We start from the raw sequence: 16773 nt of genomic DNA, 5'->3' as shown, positions 1-16773 counted from the left end.
TTGCGGTGGGATGTAGCGGTGAGTCACACGTTTCCGTTGTTGCCCGCCCTCGCCGCCGGCCGCCGTGAGCGTCACCTGTCGCGTGGTCCGCTCGAACAGCCGCACGCCCAGCCGGCGCTCGAGGTCGCGGATCGCCCGGGAGAGCGGGGGCTGGGCCATGCCCAGCCGCCCGGCCGCGCGGCCGAAGTGCAGCTCTTCCGCGACCGCGACGAAGTACCGGAGCTCTCGCGACTCCAGGTCATTCATACCCGCAGAGTATCAACGGGGACCGGATCGATCCTTCAGGTTCACGCCCCCGCCGGATTGACTGCTCAGTGCCGTCCGGCGCCCCCCGTCACCGAGTGCGGCGGGCCCGGATGCGAACGCCCGTGGGGCCGTGTCATCGCCATTCCTCCTGGAGGTTCAATGATCGTCATCACCACGCCCACCGGCCAGATCGGCCGGCAGGTCGTCGACAACGTCCTGGACGGCGGGGAGCCGATCCGCGTGATCGCGCGCGATCCGTCCCGGCTCTCACCGCGGGTGCGCGAACGGGCCGAGGTCGTCCCGGGATCGCACGACCGCCTCGACGTCCTCACCGAGGCGCTGGACGGGGCCGACGCCGTGTTCTGGCTCGTACCTCCCGACCCTCGGGCCGACAGCGTCGAAGGTCACCTGCTGGGCTTCACCCGGCCGTTCTGCGAGGCCATCGAGAAGCAGGGCGTCCGGCGCGTCGTCGGCGTGTCGACCCTGGGCCGCGGCGTGGCCGAGAACGCCGGGCAGATCTCCGCGGCGCTCGCCATGGACGAGCTGATCGAGAGCACCGGCGTGGGCTACCGGGCCCTGCAGATGCCGGGCTTCATGGAGAACATGCTCCAGCAGGTCGGGGCGATCAGGAGCCAGGGCGCCTTCTACCTGGCGCTGTCCGGGGATCACAAGAACCCGACGTGCGCCACCCGCGACGTCGCGGCCGTCGCGGCCGAACTGCTGCTCGACGACTCCTGGAGCGGGCAGGAGGGCGTCCCGGTCCTCGGGCCCGAGGACCTGTCGCCGAACGACATGGCGCGGATCATGTCGGAGGTCCTGGGGCGGCCCATCCGCTTCCAGCAGGTCTCCGGTGCGGCGTACAAGGCCACTCTGGTGCGGAACGGGCTCAGCGAGCCGTGGGCCCAGGGGCTGGCCGACATGACCGCCGCGATCGACCGGGGCCTGTACAACGCGCGGCCGCGCACCTCGCGGTCCACCACCCCGACCGGCTTCCGCCAGTGGTGCGAGGAGGTGCTGAAGCCCGCCGTCGAGCAGAACGGCTCTTAGGGCGTGTCTCTGGTCTTGGGGCGGGCGCGGAGGTGGGCGCGCTCGCCCTGCCGGCCGAACAGGCTGAGGAACTCCACCGGCTCGGCGTCGGCGGCGCCGAACCAGTGCGGCACACGGGTGTCGAACTCGGCCGCCTCGCCGGGCGAGAGCACCAGGTCCTGCTCGCCGAGGACGACCCGGAGCCGCCCGTTGAGGACGTACACCCAGTCGTAGCCCTCGTGGGTCCGCAGTTCGGGCTCCCGGCGGCGGCTGCCGGCCGGGATGATGGTCTTGTACGCCTGGATGCCGCCGGCCCGGCGGGTCAGCGGCAGCAGTGTCATGCCGTCGCGCTCGATCGGGCGCAGGTGGATGCGCGGGTCCCCGGTGGGCGGGGCGTCGACGAGCTCGTCGAGCGTCACGCCGTGGGCCTTCGCCAGCGGGAGCAGGAGCTCCAGGGTCGGCCGGCGAGCGCCGGACTCCAGCCGGGACAGGGTGCTCACCGAGATGCCGGTCGCCGCGGACAGCTCGGCGAGCGTGGTCTCGCGCTGCCGTCGCAGCGCGCGCAGCCGCGGGCCGACCGCGCCGAGCGCCTGGTCGAGATCGTCGTCCATGCCCTCCATTTTGCCAGACCGGCAACACGGCTTGCGAGAACGGCCGTGGCCTCCGCATGCTCTCCGTGGAGGTGGTCGAAGTGACCGATCTGCTGAGAGACGGCTATGACGTGGTGGTGGTCGGCGGTGGCGCCGCGGGGCTGAGCGGGGCGCTGACGCTGGCCCGGTCGCGGCGGTCGGTGCTGGTGGTCGACGCGGGTGCTCCGCGCAACGCCCCGGCCGAAGGCGTGCACGCGTTCCTGACCCGCGACGGGACCCCGCCCGCCGAGCTGCTGGAGCGCGGACGGGCGGAGGTGCGCGGCTACGGCGGCCAGGTGGTGCCCGGCGAGGTCGGCTCCGTGGCGCGTGAGGAGGACGGGTTCGCGGTGGCGCTGACCGACGGCCGGGCGGTCCGGGCTCGCCGGCTGCTGGTCGCCGCCGGCGCGGTCGACGAGCTGCCGGACATCCCGGGGCTGCGCGAACGCTGGGGCCGGGACGTGGTGCACTGCCCGTACTGCCACGGTTGGGAGGTGCGCGACCAGGCCATCGGCGTGCTGGCCACCGGTCCGATGTCGGTGCACCAGGCGTTGCTGTTCCGGCAGCTGAGCGACGATGTCATGTATTTCTCCCACACCACGCCCCCGGGCGAGGAGGACGCGGAGCGGCTCACCGCCCGCGGCATCGAAATCGTCCAGGGCGAGGTCGCCTCGGTGGAGACCGACGGGGATCGCCTCGTGGGCGTACGGCTGCGCGACGGCACGGTCGTCGGGCGCGAGGCGCTCGCGGTGGCGTCCCGGATCGTGGTCCGCGCGGGCTTCCTGGCCGGACTCGGGCTGCGGCCGGCGGAACACCCGGTGGGGATCGGCCAGTACCTCCCCACCGACGCGACCGGCCGTACCGAGGCGCCCGGGGTGTGGGCCGCCGGAAACGTCACCGATCCGGCCGCCCAGGTCGGCGCCGCCGCCGCGGCGGGTACCACGGCGGCGGCCCAGATCAATGCCGACCTCATCGCCGAGGAGACCCGTCGGGCGGTCGCCGCCCACCGGGACCCCTTCTCGGCCGACTCCGAAGCCCGCCTCTGCGAACAGGCGATGGGCGACCGCCGCCACGGCATCTGAACGACGAAAGGGAACCATCGTGTCCGAAGAGTTCGGCAAGGACTTCTGGGAAGAGCGGTACGCCGGCCACACCCATGTCTGGAGCGGGCGGCCCAATCCGCAGCTCGTGGCGGAGGCTGAGGACCTCGCGCCCGGCACGGCCCTGGACGCGGGCTGCGGTGAGGGCGCCGACGCCGTCTGGCTCGCCTCCCGCGGCTGGCGGGTCACGGCGGTGGACTTCGCCACCGCCGCGCTCCGCCGCGCGCGCGAGCACGCCGAGTCCCTCGACGCCGACGCCGCCGGCCGGATCGACTGGACGCAGGCCGACCTGACCGAGTGGGCGCCCCCCGAGGGGCGGTTCGACCTGGTCTCCACCCACTACGTGCACCTCGCCGCGTCCCGCGAGGCGTTCTTCCGCCGGATGGCGGCGTCCGTCGCGCCGGGCGGCACGCTGCTCATCGTCGGTCACCACCCGCTGGATCTGCAGACCACGATCCAGCGGCCGCCCATCCCGGAGCTGTTCTTCACGGCCGAGGACGTCGTGGCCGTCCTCGACCCCGGCCGCTGGGACGTCGTCGCCGCCGACGCCAGGCCCCGGCCGGCAACCGACCACGACGGCAACGAGGTCACGATCCACGACACCGTCCTGCGCGCCCGCAGGCGTCCGTGACGGTGAGCGGGGTCAGGGCCGGATGACGGTCAGGCCGAACGGCGCGGCGTGCCGGGCGGTGCGGGGCGTGGCGCGGGTACGGCCAGGGCACCTGTCACTTCGCGGCGGTGAGGAGCGCTTCGCCGGTGGACGTACGGGCGTAGAGGACATATCGGGCCGCTCGTCGCATCGCCGGGAAGGTCGGCGCATGACGACGACCGGCTCCACCGCGCCCCCTTCCGGAGCCGTCCCGGCGCGCGGCCTCTTCCACGACCAGGGGAGCGGGCGCTCCCGAGCTGAGGCCCTTACGCCGAGGATTTCCGTCGCCCCGACGACGGAAATCCTCGGCGGTGATTCACTAACCCGGCTTGCGGCTGGTGATGATCTCGTCGATCAGGCCGTACTCGCGGGCCTCCTCGGCCGTGAGGTAACGGTCCCGTTCGATGTCGGCGCGGACCTGCTCGATCGGCCGGCCGGAGTGCCGGGCCAGGATGGTCTCGAGCTGCTCGCGCAGCCGGATGATCTCCTGGGCCTGGATCTCCATGTCGCTCGTCTGGCCGTAGCCGCCCTCGGTGCTCGGCTGGTGGATCACGATGCGCGAGTGCGGCAGCGCGGCGCGCTTGCCGGTCGCGCCCGCCGCGAGGAGCACGGCGGCGGCCGAGGCGGCCTGGCCGATGCAGGTCGTCTCGATCTGCGGCTTGACGAACTGCATCGTGTCGTAGATCGCCGTCATCGCGGTGAGGGAGCCGCCGGGGGAGTTGATGTACAGGCTGATGACCCGGTCCGGGTCCATCCCCTCCAGGGCGATGAGCTGCGCGATGACGTCGTTGGCGAGCGTGTCGTCGATGGGCGCGCCGACGAAGACGATGCGCTCCTCGAACAGCTTGTTGTACGGGTTGCTCTCCTTCACCCCGTACGAGGTGCGCTCGACATAGGACGGCAGGATGTACCTGGCGACGGGGTCCCTCATGGGGCGACGCCTCCGGCCTCGAGGGCGCTGGTGACGACGTGGTCGATGAGGCCGTACTCGCGGGCCTCCTCGGCCGTGAAGTAGCGGTCGCGGTCGGCGTCGTGCTCGATCTGCTCGTACGGCCGGCCGGTGTGCTCGGCGATGAGCTGCAGGAACCGGTGCTTCATGTGCACGCTCTGTTCCGCCTGGATGCGAATGTCGGAGGCGGTGCCCCGGATGCCGCCGGACGGTTGGTGCATCATGATCCGCGTGTTGCGCAGCGCGTAGCGCTTGCCGCGCGTGCCCGCCGTGAGCAGGAACTGTCCGGCCGAGGCGGCCATGCCGAGGGCGACCGTCGAGACGTCGTTCGGCAGGTACCGCATCACGTCGAACATGGCGAACATCGCGTCCATCGACCCGCCCGGCGAGTTGATGAAGATCTTGATGTCGCGCTCCCCGTCCTGGGCGGCGAGGAGCAGCAGTTGCGAGCACACCCGGTTGGCCAGGTCGTCGTCGATCTCCGAGCCGATGAAGACGATCCGCTGGTCGAGCAGCCGCTGGAAGAGCTGCTGGGAGTGCACGTCCGGCGGGATCTCGGTGACCCGGGCGCGCGGTTCGAGGGTCGGGAAGTCCATCAGCGCTCCTTCGCTGCCACGCGCGCCGCCGCGCGTGGCGGGTGTCCACGCGCCGGCGCGCTCCTGCCGCGCACCGGCTCGAGTTCTGTACAGAATAGCAAGAACGTACAGAATGCTAGAATCTCTGCATGACACGAGAGGTCCCAGTGACGCAGGCCCGGGCCGACCTCGCGGAGCTCGTCAACCGTGTCGGCTACACCGGCGAGCGGATCGTCCTGACCCGGCACGGCAAGCCGCTCGCGGCACTCGTCCCGGTGGAGGATCTCGAGGCGCTCGAGCGGCGGCCCGCGGAGATCGGCTTCACCCTGCCGCTGCCCGCCGAGGCGGAACCCGAGCCCGAGCAGCCGCCACGCCCCGCAGGCCCGCTCCGCATCGCGGCGGAGCACCGCGACGCGCGCCGCTCCGGCTGGAAGCGCTGACGCGGCCGGCGCGTCCCGTGCCGGTCGGTCGTTCCGGCCGGCGGCGCTGACGCGGCCGGCGCCGGTCCGGCGGATCTTCAGAAGGCTGCGTCGGTCGTCCGGTGGGTCGTAAGGTCTACGTCGTGAGCCCCCCACGCCTACCGGAACACCTCGAACTGCTGCTGACCGAAGAACCCGTCCTGGACGTGTACGCGTACGGGCCCTGGCGTGTCCCCGACGGCCTGTACGACGAGGTCCGCGAGCGCGCTCGCGAGTTCGACGCCGACGAGCGCGCCCGGGCGCTGACCGGCGGGCTCAGCGACTTCTACGCGACCGGCACCTCCGCGGCGGGCGCGGAGCTGTGGTCGCTGCTCACCTTCCTGCTCGGGGCGGCGGCGATTCGGGCGGGCTCGCGCGGCGACATCGACTACGAGCTGCTCACCCAGTTCCTGGCCAAGCCCGAGCCGCCCGTCCGCGACTCGGTCGCCTGGTTCAGCCAGGGCGGCCGGCTGCGGCCGCCCGGCCTGTGGCTGGTGGAGAACGCCGGGGACGACGCCGAGCTCCGGGAGACGATGTTCGCCCTGGGCCGCGAGTCCCTCGACGTGTTCGCCGGGATCACGCCGCTGGAGGAGCGCCGCAAGGCCCTCCTCGCGATCTTCGACCGGCACGCGGAGGACCCGGAGCTGCGGGCCCGCGACCTGACCACGCCGCACGGCGACCTCGAGCGGGTCTGGGCGTCGGACCTGCCGGACGAGACCCTGTCCGCGCTGCCGGAGCTGGCCGGCCCGACCGGATATCTCACCTGGGCGTGCGCCGGCTGGATCGCCGCGCACGAGCGCCTGCTCGCGGCGGTCCCGGGCGGCGACCCGCTGGTGACCGGGCTGGCCCGGCTGCTGCTGCAGGCCGACGCGCAGGCCGTGCCGGCGGACCTCGCGTTCGCCGTCGGCGTCGAGCGGTACGAAAGCGTCCAGGAGCGTTTCCAGCACCTCCGGGAGGGTTTCCGCGCCGACCCGTGGCAGGCGGAGGTGCGGTCCTGGCTGGCCCGCGGCCTCGTCGCGGGCGAGGCCGACGCCTGCCGGGCCTGGCTGGACATGGGCCTGCGGATCACCGGCTGCGTCCAGGGCCTGCCCGACAGCGCCGTGAGCCCGAAGGGCCGGCTGCCGGTCCGCGGCTTCCAGATGGACCTGCGCCGCCTCTTCCGCGCCCGTACGGTCGTCAACCCGCTGACCGCGGCGTTCGCCGGTGTACCGCCCGCCGAGGAGGCGCGGACCGCGACCGCGGCCGAGGAGACCGGTGCCGACCTCGTCGGCCAGCCCGAGCTCGTGACGACGCTCGCCGAGGTCCTGCGCGCCGGCTCGTCCCCGCAGCCGGTGCGCCTCCTGCTGAGCGGACCGGACGCGACGGGCAAGGGCACGGCCGTCCGGCTCGTCGAGCAGACCCTGGCCGAACGCGGGGACGCCCGCGAGGCCGTCTGGGTCTCCGACCAGGTGTTCGCCAACCTGCACGTCAGCGACACGATCCTGTACCTGCTGGCCCGCGTGCGCGAGTGCCTCGAAGGACGAGTCCTCGTCATCGAGGGCCTCGACCGCATCCTCGCCCTCGAGCACTGCGGTGGCGCGTTCGCCGAGGAGCTGCGCCGCGTCCTCGAACGCCACCAGAAACTGCACGTCGTCGCGGCGTGCCGGACGGGCGGCGATGAGCGGATCTTCGACGCCAACCCGGCCCTGCACCAGCACTTCCGGGTCGCCCGCACGCGGGAGTTCGCCGAGGACGACTACGCGGAGCTGTTCCGGCGGGCCGTCGCCCGGCGCGGCCTGACCGCCGCCCGGGAGGCCGCGGTCACCGCCGGGGTGCTGCTGTCCCGCACCCCGCCGCTGCTGAACCTGCGGGGCGCGCGCCTCGTGGAGTACCTCGCCGAGCAGTGCGTGGCGGCGGCCGCCGCCCGCGGCGAGACGGAGGTCGCGGTCGCGGATCTGCCGCAGCGGGTCATCCCCGGCGGCGCCGCCGACGCCGACCCGATGGCCGAGCTGGACGCCTGCGTGGGCCTGAAGTCGGTGAAGAACGAGGTCCGCCTGCTCGTCGCCGAGGCCGAGGCCGCCCGGATGCGCCGCGAGGCGGGCATGCCGGTCGCCGCGCGGCCGCGGCACCTGGTCTTCACCGGCAACTCCGGCACGGGCAAGTCCAAGGTCGCGCGGATCCTCGGCCGCATCTACGCCGACCTGGGCGTCCTGTCCTCCGGCCACCTGGTCGAGGTGGACCGCTCCGACCTCGTCGGCGAGTACGTCAGCGAGAGCGGGCCGCGCGTGCGCCGGGCGGTCGAGCGCGCGCACGGCGGCGTGCTGGCCATCAACGACGCGCACAACCTGATGCCGGGCGACTCGCCGCGCAACCGGGAGGCGATCGACGTCCTGCTGGCGGCCGTGCAGTCCCACCCGGAGGACCTGATCGTCGTCCTGTGCGGGCCCGAAGGCGCGATGAACGGCCTGCTCAAGAGCGACTCGGAGCTGGCGGCCTTCTTCCCCAAGCAGTTGCGGTTCCCCGACCTCACCGAGGACGAGCTCATCGAGATCTTCCAGGCCAAGGCCGCCGACGCGGGCTTCGCGCTTCGGGAGGGCGTGCTCGACAAGGTCCGCGACCTCGTACGCGCGGGGGCGCGCGACCGGGCCGCCGGGAACGCCCGCCTGATGATCAATCTGCTCGACCGCGCCGTGGCCATGCAGTCCCGCCGGGTCCTCGACGACGGCGTGCTCACCGACGACGAGTCCCTCGACGAGATCTTCGCCGAGGACATCCCCGGCACGCTGGCCGCCGGCGGCCACATCGACCTGCCCGGCGACCCCCTCGCGGAGATCGAGCGGCTGATCGGGCTGGACGCGGTCAAGCAGGAGGTCCGCCTGCTCGTCGCCGAGGCCAAGGCCGAGCAGCTCCGCCGTGACGCCGGCATCCCGATCGCCTCGCCCACGCGGCACATGGTGTTCACCGGCAATCCGGGAACGGCCAAGACCACGATGGCGCGGCTGCTGGCCGCCGTCTACGCCAAGCTGGGGCTGCTGTCGTCCGGGCACCTGGTCGAGGTGTCCCGCGCCGACCTCGTCGGGGAGTACGTCGGGCAGACGGCCCCGAAGGTGCGCGCGGCGGTGGAGCGGGCGCTGGGCGGCGTGCTGTTCATTGACGAGGCGTACGCCCTGACGCCCGCCGACTCCGGACGCGACTACGGGCACGAGGCGATCGCCGAGCTGCTCAAGCTGATGGAGGAGCACCGCGCCGACCTCGTCGTCATCGTGGCGGGCTACGAAGGGCCGATGCTGCGGTTCCTGGAGTTCAACCCCGGTCTCGCGTCGCGGTTCCCGACCGTCCTGCGGTTCCCGGACTACACCGACGACGAACTCGTCGCGATCTTCGAGGTGATGGCGGCGGACGCGGGCTTCGGCGTGGCCGAGGGCGTGCTCGACGCCGTACGCTCCCGGCTGCGCTCGGCCGCCCGCGGCGAGTCGTTCGGCAACGCCCGGCTCATGCGCAACCTCCTGGACCGTGCCGTCGCCCTGCAGGCGCAGCGCATCACCGGGCAGGAGGCGCCGGACCGGGAGGAGATCCGGCTGCTGCGCCAGGAGGACCTGCCGGAGACCGACGCGCCCATCGACCGCGACGAACGGCTCGGCCAGTACCTGTGACCGGACCCGTCACCCGGGGCCGGTGACCCGGAGGCCGGCGCGGTACCGCTGACGCGCCGGCCCGCGGGTCAGGAGGATTCGGGCAGTCCTCGGTCTAGCTGAGGTACTCGACGTAAAGGGGACGCAGGGCCTCGGCGACGTCGCCGTCGCCCGCGTGCACGAACTCGTTGAGGATCGCGGACAGGTGGGAGACGTCCGCCTCGGCCTGGTCCGGGTGACCCGCGGCGGCCTCGGCCGCGGGGATCGCCTTCAGCAGCCGCCACAGGAACCCGACGTCGAGATGGCGCACCGCGCGCTCGATGGCCCGGTCGTGCAGTTCCTTGGTCGACAGCGTCTCCAGCTCTTCCGCCATGTTCCTATTCGACCACGCCCCGGCGCCGCGTCACCATTTGAGGTTCCAGCCGAGGACGGTCTCCAGGTCCGGCAGGCCGAGCCGGGCCTTGGCGACGATCTTGCCCTTGCGGTCGAGGACGCGGTACTCGCAGCCGCCCAGCTCGGCCGCCGGGAGGCGGGTCTGGAAGACCGCGAGGCCGGTCGCGCCGGTCCGAGCCGCCGTCACCATCGTCCCGTGGTTCCACAACTCCACGCGGACTCCCGCGCCATCCGGGACGTACACCGCTCCCGTCGCGTGCTCCTCCTCCTCGGGGAAGTTCTGGGCGGCGGTCGTGACCCAGCCGATCGGGCGCCGGGCGTCGGCGTCGGCGCGCATCCGCACCGCGTACCGATCCTGGCTGGTGCTGCCGTCCTTCTCGGTGTAGGTGTCCTGGACGACGCGGATCTCGGGTCCGGACGGGACCTTCACTGTCGCGACGAGGGCGTCGACGCCGCCGGGCAGCCGATCGCCCCACCAGAACCGGTAGGTGAGCCGCTCGCCGACCAGCCCGAAGTAGCCGGCCGTCCCGTCCAGGAGTCCGCGGGCCTGCTCCGCGTCGACGTGACCGGTCGCCTTGGCGGCGGCCCTGCCGACCGCGGGCCAGTAGGCGGAGGAGTTCTGCGAGTCCGTCGTGTAGGGCACCTGCTGCGCGGGGCCGTACCGGCCGCCGATGCGGAATTCGACCGCGAGCTGCCACGGGCGCACCCCGGGAACGTCGGTCAGCACGGCACCGCGGTCCGCGTGGACCGTGCGCACGACGCGGTACGCGGTACCGTCCTCGCGTTGGGCGATGGCCGGTGAGACCTTGACGTCCGTCATCGCCGGCGGGCCGAGGACCAAGAGCGGGCCCGTGCCACCGGCGTACCAGACCATCGGCTCGGGATCCAGGGGCACACTGTCGTCCGCGAAGAGGCTGTCGTCCTTCATGGCGCGCGGCTCGGCACCCGAGGGGCCATGCCACACGGAGCCCCGCGCCGACCGTCCCCGTACGGTGACGACCACGGCGACGCGGTGCCGTCCGTCGTCCTGTGCGTAGAGGATGTGCACCATGTCGCCCCAGTGCTGACGGCGCAGAGCCTCCTCGCTGAGCGTCCCCAGGAACGCCTTGTCACCGGCGAGCGAGCCGCGCAGCGGCCAGCTCAGCGCGTCGGCGTGCCGTCCCGAGGCCGGACCGGGACGATCGGCGAGCTGTCGGATCCCGGCGGGCGCGCCGACCAGCAGGACGGCGCTCACCGCCAGCGCTCCCGCCGCCACGGCCCGGCGGCGCCGGCGGGCGCGGACGACGCGGCGCGCGGTGGCCGGATAGGGGTCGGGGCCGGTGGGGACGCTCTCGGCGCGGGCGGCGAACGTCGCCCGCAGTTCGTCTTCCAGGTTCATGCTCATCGGTTCCTCCGCGCGGTCTCGGGTTCGCGTTCCAACGCGACGCGCAACCGGTCCAGGCCGCGCGAGGTCTGGCTCTTCACCGTGCCCAGGGAGCAGCCCAGGAGCCGGGCGACCTCCGCCTCCGGCAGGTCCTCGAAGTAGCGCAGCACGAGAACGGAGCGCATCCGGGGCGGCAGAGTCAGGACCGCCGACCACAGTTCGTCCCGTACGTCATAGGCGGCGAGCGCGTCGGCGGTGGCCGGCTCCGGCAGGACGTCGGTCACCTGCTCGGTGACCCTCTTCCGGTGCCATCGGCTGTGGTTGAGGTTGACCAGGACCCGCCGCACGTACACCTCGGGGGCGTCGGATCGCCGGATCCGCGTCCAGTGGCGATGCGTCCGGACCAGCGCCGTCTGCACCAGGTCCTCGGCCTGTCCGTGGTCGCCCGTCAGCAGGTAGGCCGTCCGCAGGAGGGCGTGCCATCGTGCGGTGACGAACTCCCGGAACTGCTCTTCGGCTTCCGCGTTCACACCACCTCCGACAGCATGCGGACGCGGAAAGGTTGAACCGCACTCGGAAGAATGATGATCCGCAGCGGGCGAATCATCCGGGAAGGTGACGCGAGCACCCGATTCAGCCCTCTAACGTGGCCACCATGAGTAATCGGCCCGAGTACGGAGGGGTCGGCGCGTCACCGTACGCCGACGCCCCGGGATCGCATGACCGAGACGGCGTGCGGCCGCGACGGCGGCCTCGCTGGGGGCGTCGCCTGCTGATCGCCTTCCTCGTCCTCCTGCTGCTGCTCGTGGGCTCCTACTTCTACCTCGACTCGCGGCTGCACCGCATCGACGTCTTCGAGGACTACGCCGGACGCCCGGGGGACACGCCGGGCACCAACTGGCTCATCGTCGGCTCCGACAGCCGTGAGGGACTGTCGTCGGCGCAGCGCAAGGAGTTCTCGACCGGCAAGGCGGCGGGCCGCCGGACGGACACGATGATGCTGCTGCACATCGGCGACCACGGTACGACGCTGGTGAGCCTGCCCCGCGACTCGTACGTCCCGATCCCCGGCCACGGCTCGAACAAGCTCAACGCCGCCTTCGCCTTCGGCGGGCCGAAACTCCTCGTCCGCACGGTCGAGCAGGCGACCAAGATCCACATCGACCACTACGCCGAGATCGGCTTCGCCGGGTTCGTCGGCATGACCGACGCGGTCGGCGGGGTGAAGATGTGCATTCCCGAGCGGATGAAGGACCCCAAGGCCGGAATCGACCTCAAGCCGGGCTGCCAGACGCTCAAGGGCGGCCAGGCGCTCGGATTCGTCCGCAGCCGCGCGTTCGCCCGCGCCGACCTGGAGCGGGTCGAGAACCAGCGCAAGTTCCTCGCCGCGCTGGTGCACAAGGCGACCAGCCCGAGCGTGCTCCTGAACCCCTTCCGGATCATCCCGTTCGCGCTGCGCTCCACCGACAACTTCGCGGTCGACCAGGACGACCACCTCTACGACCTGGCGGGCTTCGCCTGGGCGATGCGCGGGGTCACCCAGGGCGACGGCCTGACCACGACGGTCCCGATCGGCGGCACCGGCTCCGCGGCCGGCGTCGGGGAGTACATCACCTGGGACACCGCACGGGCCGGCACGCTGTTCCGCGACCTGCGCGAGGACCAGCCGGTGCCGAGGAGCTTCGGCACCCGCTAGCCTCCCGTCCCGGCCGGGCAGCGGACCGACCGGTCGGGCGGCGCCGAGGAGGCTCGGCGCCGAGCGGGTCGGGTCCTCGCCGGAAACTTTTGCCGTTTGAGGACACCGCTTTGCGGGCAACCGCTGCTGCCCGACGCCATAGCTGGGAAGTTACTCCTTGTATCTCACTCGATACGAGGAGTGACTTGCGATGAAGAAAGTCTTCAAGTGGGGGGGCCTGGCGTTCCTGGCGTTCTACCTCATCAGCCGGCCGCACAGTGCGGCGAACGTCGTGCACGGAGCGCTGGGCGGCATCAGCGGCGCGGCCAACTCACTGTCCACCTTCGTCAGCGACCTGCCTAACCGCTGAGCCCTGTCCCGAGGACGCTACGAGCAGCGCGGCCAACTGGGCCGCGTTGCGCTGTGCGTGGTCGCGGTAGCAATTATTGAGCAGGACGTGCGTCGTGTCGGCGTCCTCGGCCAGGCGCCGCACCTTCGGCACCCACTCCTTCAGCTCCCGCTCCGAGTACAGGTAGCCGAAGCGCTCGTAGATGTTCTTGCTGGTCCACTTGTCCGAGTGGCCGTGGAAGCGGACGACGGCCAGGTCGGACGTCGCGGCCAGCACCGGCGGGATCGAGCTCGGATGTCCCTGCGGCATGTCCACGCTGACGTACGGCACGTCGTACCGGCGCAGGAAGTCGAGGGTCTCCTCCCGGTTGTCCTCGCTCATCCACGTCCGGTTGCGGAACTCCACGCAGACGCGCATCGGCTCGCATCTGCGCTTCACCTGCAGGATGTACTCCTTGTTCGCCCGGCCGATCGGGAACCACTGGGGGAACTGGAACAGCAGCGCGCCGAGCCGGCCGGCCTCCTGCAACGGCCACAGCGCGTCGAGGAACCGCTGCCAGACCTCCTCCACCACGTCGCCGGGAACGTCCCGCAGGTACAGCGACTTCTTGTCCGGCACCCGTTCCCGCAGCTCCTTGTAGAGCGCGTCCGGGCGGGTCGGATGCTGGGTGAGCAGCGAGAACGCCTTGACGTTGAACGTGAAGTCGCACCGTGTACGGTCCCGCCAGTAGCCGACCGTACGCTCGGCCGGGGGCGAGTAGTACGTGGAGTCGACCTCGACCAGCGGAAACCGGGAGGCGTAGTACTTCAGGCGATCCTCGGCCGTCTTCACGTCCGGCGGGTACCAGCCGCTCGCCAGGAGGGTCTTGTCCGTCCACGACGCCGTGCCCACCAGGATCTCGCCCATGGACCCAGACTAGAATCCGGGTCGTGTCGATCTATGATGTGGACATCGACCGCCTGGAAGGCGGCTCAGCGGACCTCGGCCAGTACCGCGGGAAGAGCGTGCTGATCGTCAACGTCGCCTCCAAATGCGGCCTGACCCCGCAGTACGAGGGACTTCAGCGACTGCAGCAGACCTACGCCGACCGCGGTTTCACCGTGCTGGGCGTGCCCTGCAACCAGTTCGCCGGTCAGGAGCCCGGAAGCCCGGAGGAGATCGCCGAGTTCTGCTCGACGACGTACGGCGTCGACTTCCCGCTCACCGAGAAGGTCGACGTGAACGGCGAGCACCGGCACCCGCTGTACGCCGAGCTCGTCACCGTCCCGGACGCCAGCGGGTACACCGGCGACATCCGGTGGAACTTCGAGAAGTTCCTCATCGGCCCGGACGGCACGGTCGTGGCGCGGTTCGACCCGCGCATGGAGCCGGACACCGACGAGGTCGTCGGAGCGATCGAGAGCTCCCTGTCCTGATCCAGGTCGCGGTGTGCGGTCCCCGTGACTGCACCGCCGCCGAGCGCGACGCCGCGCATGAGGTCGGCAGGCTGCTGGCCGAGCGCGGCGCCGTCGTGCTGTGCGGCGGGTACACCGGCGTCATGGCGGCGGTGACGGAGGGCGCCCGCTCCGCCGGCGGCCTGGTGGTCGGCGTCCTGTCCCGGCCCGACCGGGAGGGCGCCGCGGCGGGGCTGAGCGCCGCGATCGCCACCGGGCTGGGCGAGGCGCGCAACGCCGTGCTCGTGGCCTCCGCCGACGCGGTCATCGTCGTCGGCGGTTCCTGGGGGACCCTCTCCGAGCTGGCCCTGGCCATGCGCCGGGGCGACGTCCCGGTCGTGCAACTGGGCGGCTGGCAGGTCCTGGACGAGCGCGGCGAGCCACTGCCGGGCATCAGGCGGGCCGCCGGCCCCGAGGAGGCCGTACGCCTCGCCGTCGGCTGAGCGGCGGGAGGGCTCCGGGATCTCGGGGCGGCATGCCTCGCCGTCGGGCGAGCGACCGGGAGGCTTCGAAGCAGGAACAGCAACGCCCCCCGTCGGGCGAGCGACCGGGAGGCTCGGAGCAGGACGGCGGCGCCTTCCCGTCCGGCGGGAGGCTTTGGCGTATCAGGACAGCAGCGCCTCGATGCGGGCGACCGAGTCCGGACCGGCGAGCTCGATCGGCGGGACGGGCCCGTGCGCGAGCCGGTCGGCCAGCGCGGACACCGCCTCGGCGCGGCGCAGAACGTAGTCGACCTCCTCCTCGCGCGGCGCGCGGCCGCCCAGCAGCATGGCGACCTCGACGAGCGCGAGATGGCCGGCGTCCGTCGCCATGCCGGGCCCCGCGGTGCGCCGCAGCCGGTCGTACGCGGTGACGAGCCGGCGCACCGAGGAATGGGACACGTCCAGGGGAATGCCGCGCTGGAGGGCCTTCGCGTGTCGCCGGAGCCGGCGTCGGCGCACCGCGCGCAGCGTCGCCGCCTGGGCGGGCAGCGCGAGTCCGAGCGCGAGACCGGCGACGGCCACGACGCTCAGCCAGGCGGGGAGGCCGACCGCGAGGACGGCGACGAACAGGACGGCACCGCTCGCCGCGAGCACCACCTCGGGGATCCCCATCCCCGTCTCCTGGTCTTCGGCCGGGCCGGGGCCGTCCGCCGCCACCGGCGGGTCGATGAGCGGGCCGGGCCGGTGCGGGACGATGACCTGCGACGGCATGATCCAATTATCGACCCGGCAGGCCGCCGTCAAACGGACGCCGGGCCGCGCGTCCCGGAACGGACAGCGGGCCGAGCGTCCCGGAACGGACGGCGGCGGCCCCGGAGGGGCCCGGCTCGCCGGACGAGCTTGGCGCCGCGTTGCCGTTCAAGGAAACCGAAGCGCGTTCTAGTATGGGCGGCCAGTGGAGGTGCGGACATGGCCAAGTGGACCACCGATGACATCCCGGACCTCACCGGGACACGTGCCGTCGTGACGGGCGCGAACAGTGGGCTCGGCCTGCGGACCACGCTGGAGCTGGCGCGGCACGGAGCGACCGTGGTCCTCGCCTGCCGGAGCGCCGGCCGGGGCCGGGCGGCGCTCGACCGCGTCCGGGCGGCCGTTCCCGGGTGCGACGTCGCGCTCGGTTCCCTCGACCTGGCCGATCTCGCGTCCGTCCGCGCCTTCGCCGAGGAGCAGGGGGCGTACGGCCTCGACCTGCTGATCAACAACGCGGGCGTGATGGCCCTCCCGCGCCGGACCACCGTCGACGGGTTCGAGCTGCAGTTCGGCACGAACCATCTGGGGCACTTCGCGCTGACCGGCCTGCTGCTGCCCGCCCTGCTCGACCGCCCCGGCGCGCGCGTCGTCACCGTCACGAGCATGATGCACTGGCTCGGACGCATCGACTTCGACGACCTCGACGGCGAGCGCCGCTACGGGAAGTGGACGGCCTACTGCGGGTCCAAGCTCGCCAACCTCGTCTTCGCCAAGGAGCTCGACCGCCGGGCCGGCGGCAGGCTGGTCAGCGTCGCGGCCCATCCGGGCTATGCCGCGACGAATCTGCAGCAGGCCGGGCCGCGGATGGCCGGCAGCCGGATCGGCGAGGTCGTCCAAGGCCTGGGCACCAGGCTCTTCGCCCAGTCCGACGCCGCCGGCGCGCAGCCCACGCTGTACGCGGCGACCGCCTCGGATGTGCGCGGCGGGCAGTGCTACGGGCCGCGCGGTCCGGGACAGAGCCGAGGCGCCCCGCGCCGGGTGCCGACCCTGCGCGGCGCCGCGGACCCCGGGCTCGGCCGCCGCCTGTGGGAGGTCTCGGTCAAGCGCACCGGCGTCACCTATGACGCGCTGCCGCGACCGGCGTGACG

The 16773-nt window shown here is 72.5% G+C and carries 19 protein-coding genes; 10 read left to right on the top strand and 9 right to left on the bottom strand.

Annotation, left to right across the window (positions count from 1 at the left end):
• Positions 1-246, bottom strand: a 246-nt coding sequence (locus AB0K82_RS28430) for a LysR family transcriptional regulator (RefSeq protein ID WP_364402684.1), incomplete at its 3' end; no start/stop codon positions are given.
• A gap of 159 nt (positions 247-405) precedes the next feature.
• Here AB0K82_RS28430 and AB0K82_RS28425 point away from each other — a divergent pair.
• Positions 406-1293 carry an NAD(P)H-binding protein gene (locus AB0K82_RS28425; protein WP_364402681.1) on the top strand — a complete coding sequence of 296 codons (888 nt, stop codon included), beginning with the start codon at positions 406-408 and terminating at the stop codon, positions 1291-1293.
• Here AB0K82_RS28425 and AB0K82_RS28420 read toward each other — a convergent pair.
• Complete coding sequence (locus AB0K82_RS28420; RefSeq protein ID WP_364402678.1) at positions 1290-1883, bottom strand: XRE family transcriptional regulator; 594 nt, start codon at positions 1881-1883, stop codon at positions 1290-1292. The two genes, AB0K82_RS28425 and AB0K82_RS28420, sit on opposite strands and share 4 nt — an antisense overlap.
• Positions 1884-1939: 56 nt before the next feature.
• Between AB0K82_RS28420 and AB0K82_RS28415 the strand changes: the two genes are divergently transcribed.
• Together AB0K82_RS28415 and AB0K82_RS28410 are read left to right on the top strand one after the other, a co-directional pair.
• On the top strand, positions 1940-2980 hold the full coding sequence (locus AB0K82_RS28415; RefSeq protein WP_364402675.1) for an NAD(P)/FAD-dependent oxidoreductase: 1041 nt from the start codon (positions 1940-1942) through the stop codon (positions 2978-2980).
• Positions 2981-2999: 19 nt separating this feature from the next.
• The gene (locus tag AB0K82_RS28410; RefSeq protein WP_364402672.1) at positions 3000-3629 is read left to right on the top strand and encodes a class I SAM-dependent methyltransferase; all 630 of its coding nucleotides are present in this window, start codon (positions 3000-3002) and stop codon (positions 3627-3629) included.
• A gap of 337 nt (positions 3630-3966) precedes the next feature.
• Here the strand turns inward: AB0K82_RS28410 and AB0K82_RS28405 are convergent, their stop codons facing one another.
• Both AB0K82_RS28405 and AB0K82_RS28400 read right to left on the bottom strand, forming a co-directional pair.
• Entirely contained in the window at positions 3967-4578 is a 612-nt protein-coding gene (locus AB0K82_RS28405) for an ATP-dependent Clp protease proteolytic subunit (protein ID WP_364402669.1), read from the bottom strand.
• Positions 4575-5192, bottom strand: coding sequence for an ATP-dependent Clp protease proteolytic subunit (locus AB0K82_RS28400; protein WP_345358589.1), 618 nt, complete (start codon positions 5190-5192; stop codon positions 4575-4577). The genes AB0K82_RS28405 and AB0K82_RS28400 overlap by 4 nt, the downstream gene beginning before the upstream one ends.
• A 128-nt stretch (positions 5193-5320) precedes the next feature.
• On the opposite strand from AB0K82_RS28400, the gene AB0K82_RS28395 reads away from it, so the two are divergent.
• Both AB0K82_RS28395 and AB0K82_RS28390 read left to right on the top strand, forming a co-directional pair.
• Positions 5321-5611: a type II toxin-antitoxin system Phd/YefM family antitoxin gene (locus AB0K82_RS28395; RefSeq protein WP_364402666.1), complete on the top strand. Its 291-nt coding sequence runs from the start codon at positions 5321-5323 to the stop codon at positions 5609-5611.
• A 122-nt stretch (positions 5612-5733) separates the two neighbouring features.
• Positions 5734-9261: an AAA family ATPase gene (locus AB0K82_RS28390; RefSeq protein WP_364402663.1), complete on the top strand. Its 3528-nt coding sequence runs from the start codon at positions 5734-5736 to the stop codon at positions 9259-9261.
• Between the two features lie 94 nt (positions 9262-9355).
• On the opposite strand, the gene AB0K82_RS28385 is transcribed toward AB0K82_RS28390, so the two are convergent.
• Genes AB0K82_RS28385 through AB0K82_RS28375 form a run of 3 tightly spaced genes read right to left on the bottom strand, consistent with a single transcriptional unit; the run spans position 9356 to position 11526 of the window.
• Positions 9356-9613 (bottom strand): hypothetical protein, encoded by a 258-nt coding sequence (locus tag AB0K82_RS28385; RefSeq protein WP_364402660.1) that lies wholly within the window; start codon positions 9611-9613, stop codon positions 9356-9358.
• Between the two features lie 30 nt (positions 9614-9643).
• On the bottom strand, positions 9644-11017 hold the full coding sequence (locus AB0K82_RS28380; protein ID WP_364402657.1) for a hypothetical protein: 1374 nt from the start codon (positions 11015-11017) through the stop codon (positions 9644-9646).
• Complete coding sequence (locus AB0K82_RS28375) at positions 11014-11526, bottom strand: SigE family RNA polymerase sigma factor (RefSeq protein WP_364402656.1); 513 nt, start codon at positions 11524-11526, stop codon at positions 11014-11016. Before AB0K82_RS28375 ends, AB0K82_RS28380 begins: the two co-directional genes overlap by 4 nt.
• Before the next feature lie 125 nt (positions 11527-11651).
• Here AB0K82_RS28375 and AB0K82_RS28370 point away from each other — a divergent pair, with 125 nt between their 5' ends.
• Positions 11652-12692 carry an LCP family protein gene (locus tag AB0K82_RS28370; RefSeq protein ID WP_364402653.1) on the top strand — a complete coding sequence of 347 codons (1041 nt, stop codon included), beginning with the start codon at positions 11652-11654 and terminating at the stop codon, positions 12690-12692.
• Between the two features lie 190 nt (positions 12693-12882).
• Positions 12883-13041, top strand: coding sequence for a hypothetical protein (locus AB0K82_RS28365; RefSeq protein ID WP_364402651.1), 159 nt, complete (start codon positions 12883-12885; stop codon positions 13039-13041).
• On the opposite strand, the gene AB0K82_RS28360 is transcribed toward AB0K82_RS28365, so the two are convergent.
• Complete coding sequence (locus AB0K82_RS28360) at positions 13003-13926, bottom strand: DUF72 domain-containing protein (protein ID WP_364402649.1); 924 nt, start codon at positions 13924-13926, stop codon at positions 13003-13005. The two genes, AB0K82_RS28365 and AB0K82_RS28360, sit on opposite strands and share 39 nt — an antisense overlap.
• Positions 13927-13949: 23 nt before the next feature.
• Here AB0K82_RS28360 and AB0K82_RS28355 point away from each other — a divergent pair, with 23 nt between their 5' ends.
• Both AB0K82_RS28355 and AB0K82_RS28350 read left to right on the top strand, forming a co-directional pair.
• The gene (locus AB0K82_RS28355) at positions 13950-14435 is read left to right on the top strand and encodes a glutathione peroxidase (protein ID WP_364402648.1); all 486 of its coding nucleotides are present in this window, start codon (positions 13950-13952) and stop codon (positions 14433-14435) included.
• An 11-nt stretch (positions 14436-14446) separates the two neighbouring features.
• Positions 14447-14896, top strand: coding sequence for a TIGR00725 family protein (locus AB0K82_RS28350; RefSeq protein WP_364402645.1), 450 nt, complete (start codon positions 14447-14449; stop codon positions 14894-14896).
• Between the two features lie 162 nt (positions 14897-15058).
• On the opposite strand, the gene AB0K82_RS28345 is transcribed toward AB0K82_RS28350, so the two are convergent.
• Complete coding sequence (locus tag AB0K82_RS28345; protein WP_364402642.1) at positions 15059-15646, bottom strand: hypothetical protein; 588 nt, start codon at positions 15644-15646, stop codon at positions 15059-15061.
• A 198-nt stretch (positions 15647-15844) separates the two neighbouring features.
• Between AB0K82_RS28345 and AB0K82_RS28340 the strand changes: the two genes are divergently transcribed.
• On the top strand, positions 15845-16771 hold the full coding sequence (locus AB0K82_RS28340; RefSeq protein ID WP_364402640.1) for an oxidoreductase: 927 nt from the start codon (positions 15845-15847) through the stop codon (positions 16769-16771).
• The last annotated feature ends 2 nt before the right edge of the window (positions 16772-16773 follow it).

This window comes from Actinoallomurus sp. NPDC052274 (genome assembly GCF_040679475.1).
Classification (GTDB): domain Bacteria; phylum Actinomycetota; class Actinomycetes; order Streptosporangiales; family Streptosporangiaceae; genus Actinoallomurus; species Actinoallomurus liliacearum.
Note: the sequence above shows the minus strand (reverse complement) of the source record. Positions and strands in the feature narration are given on the sequence as shown.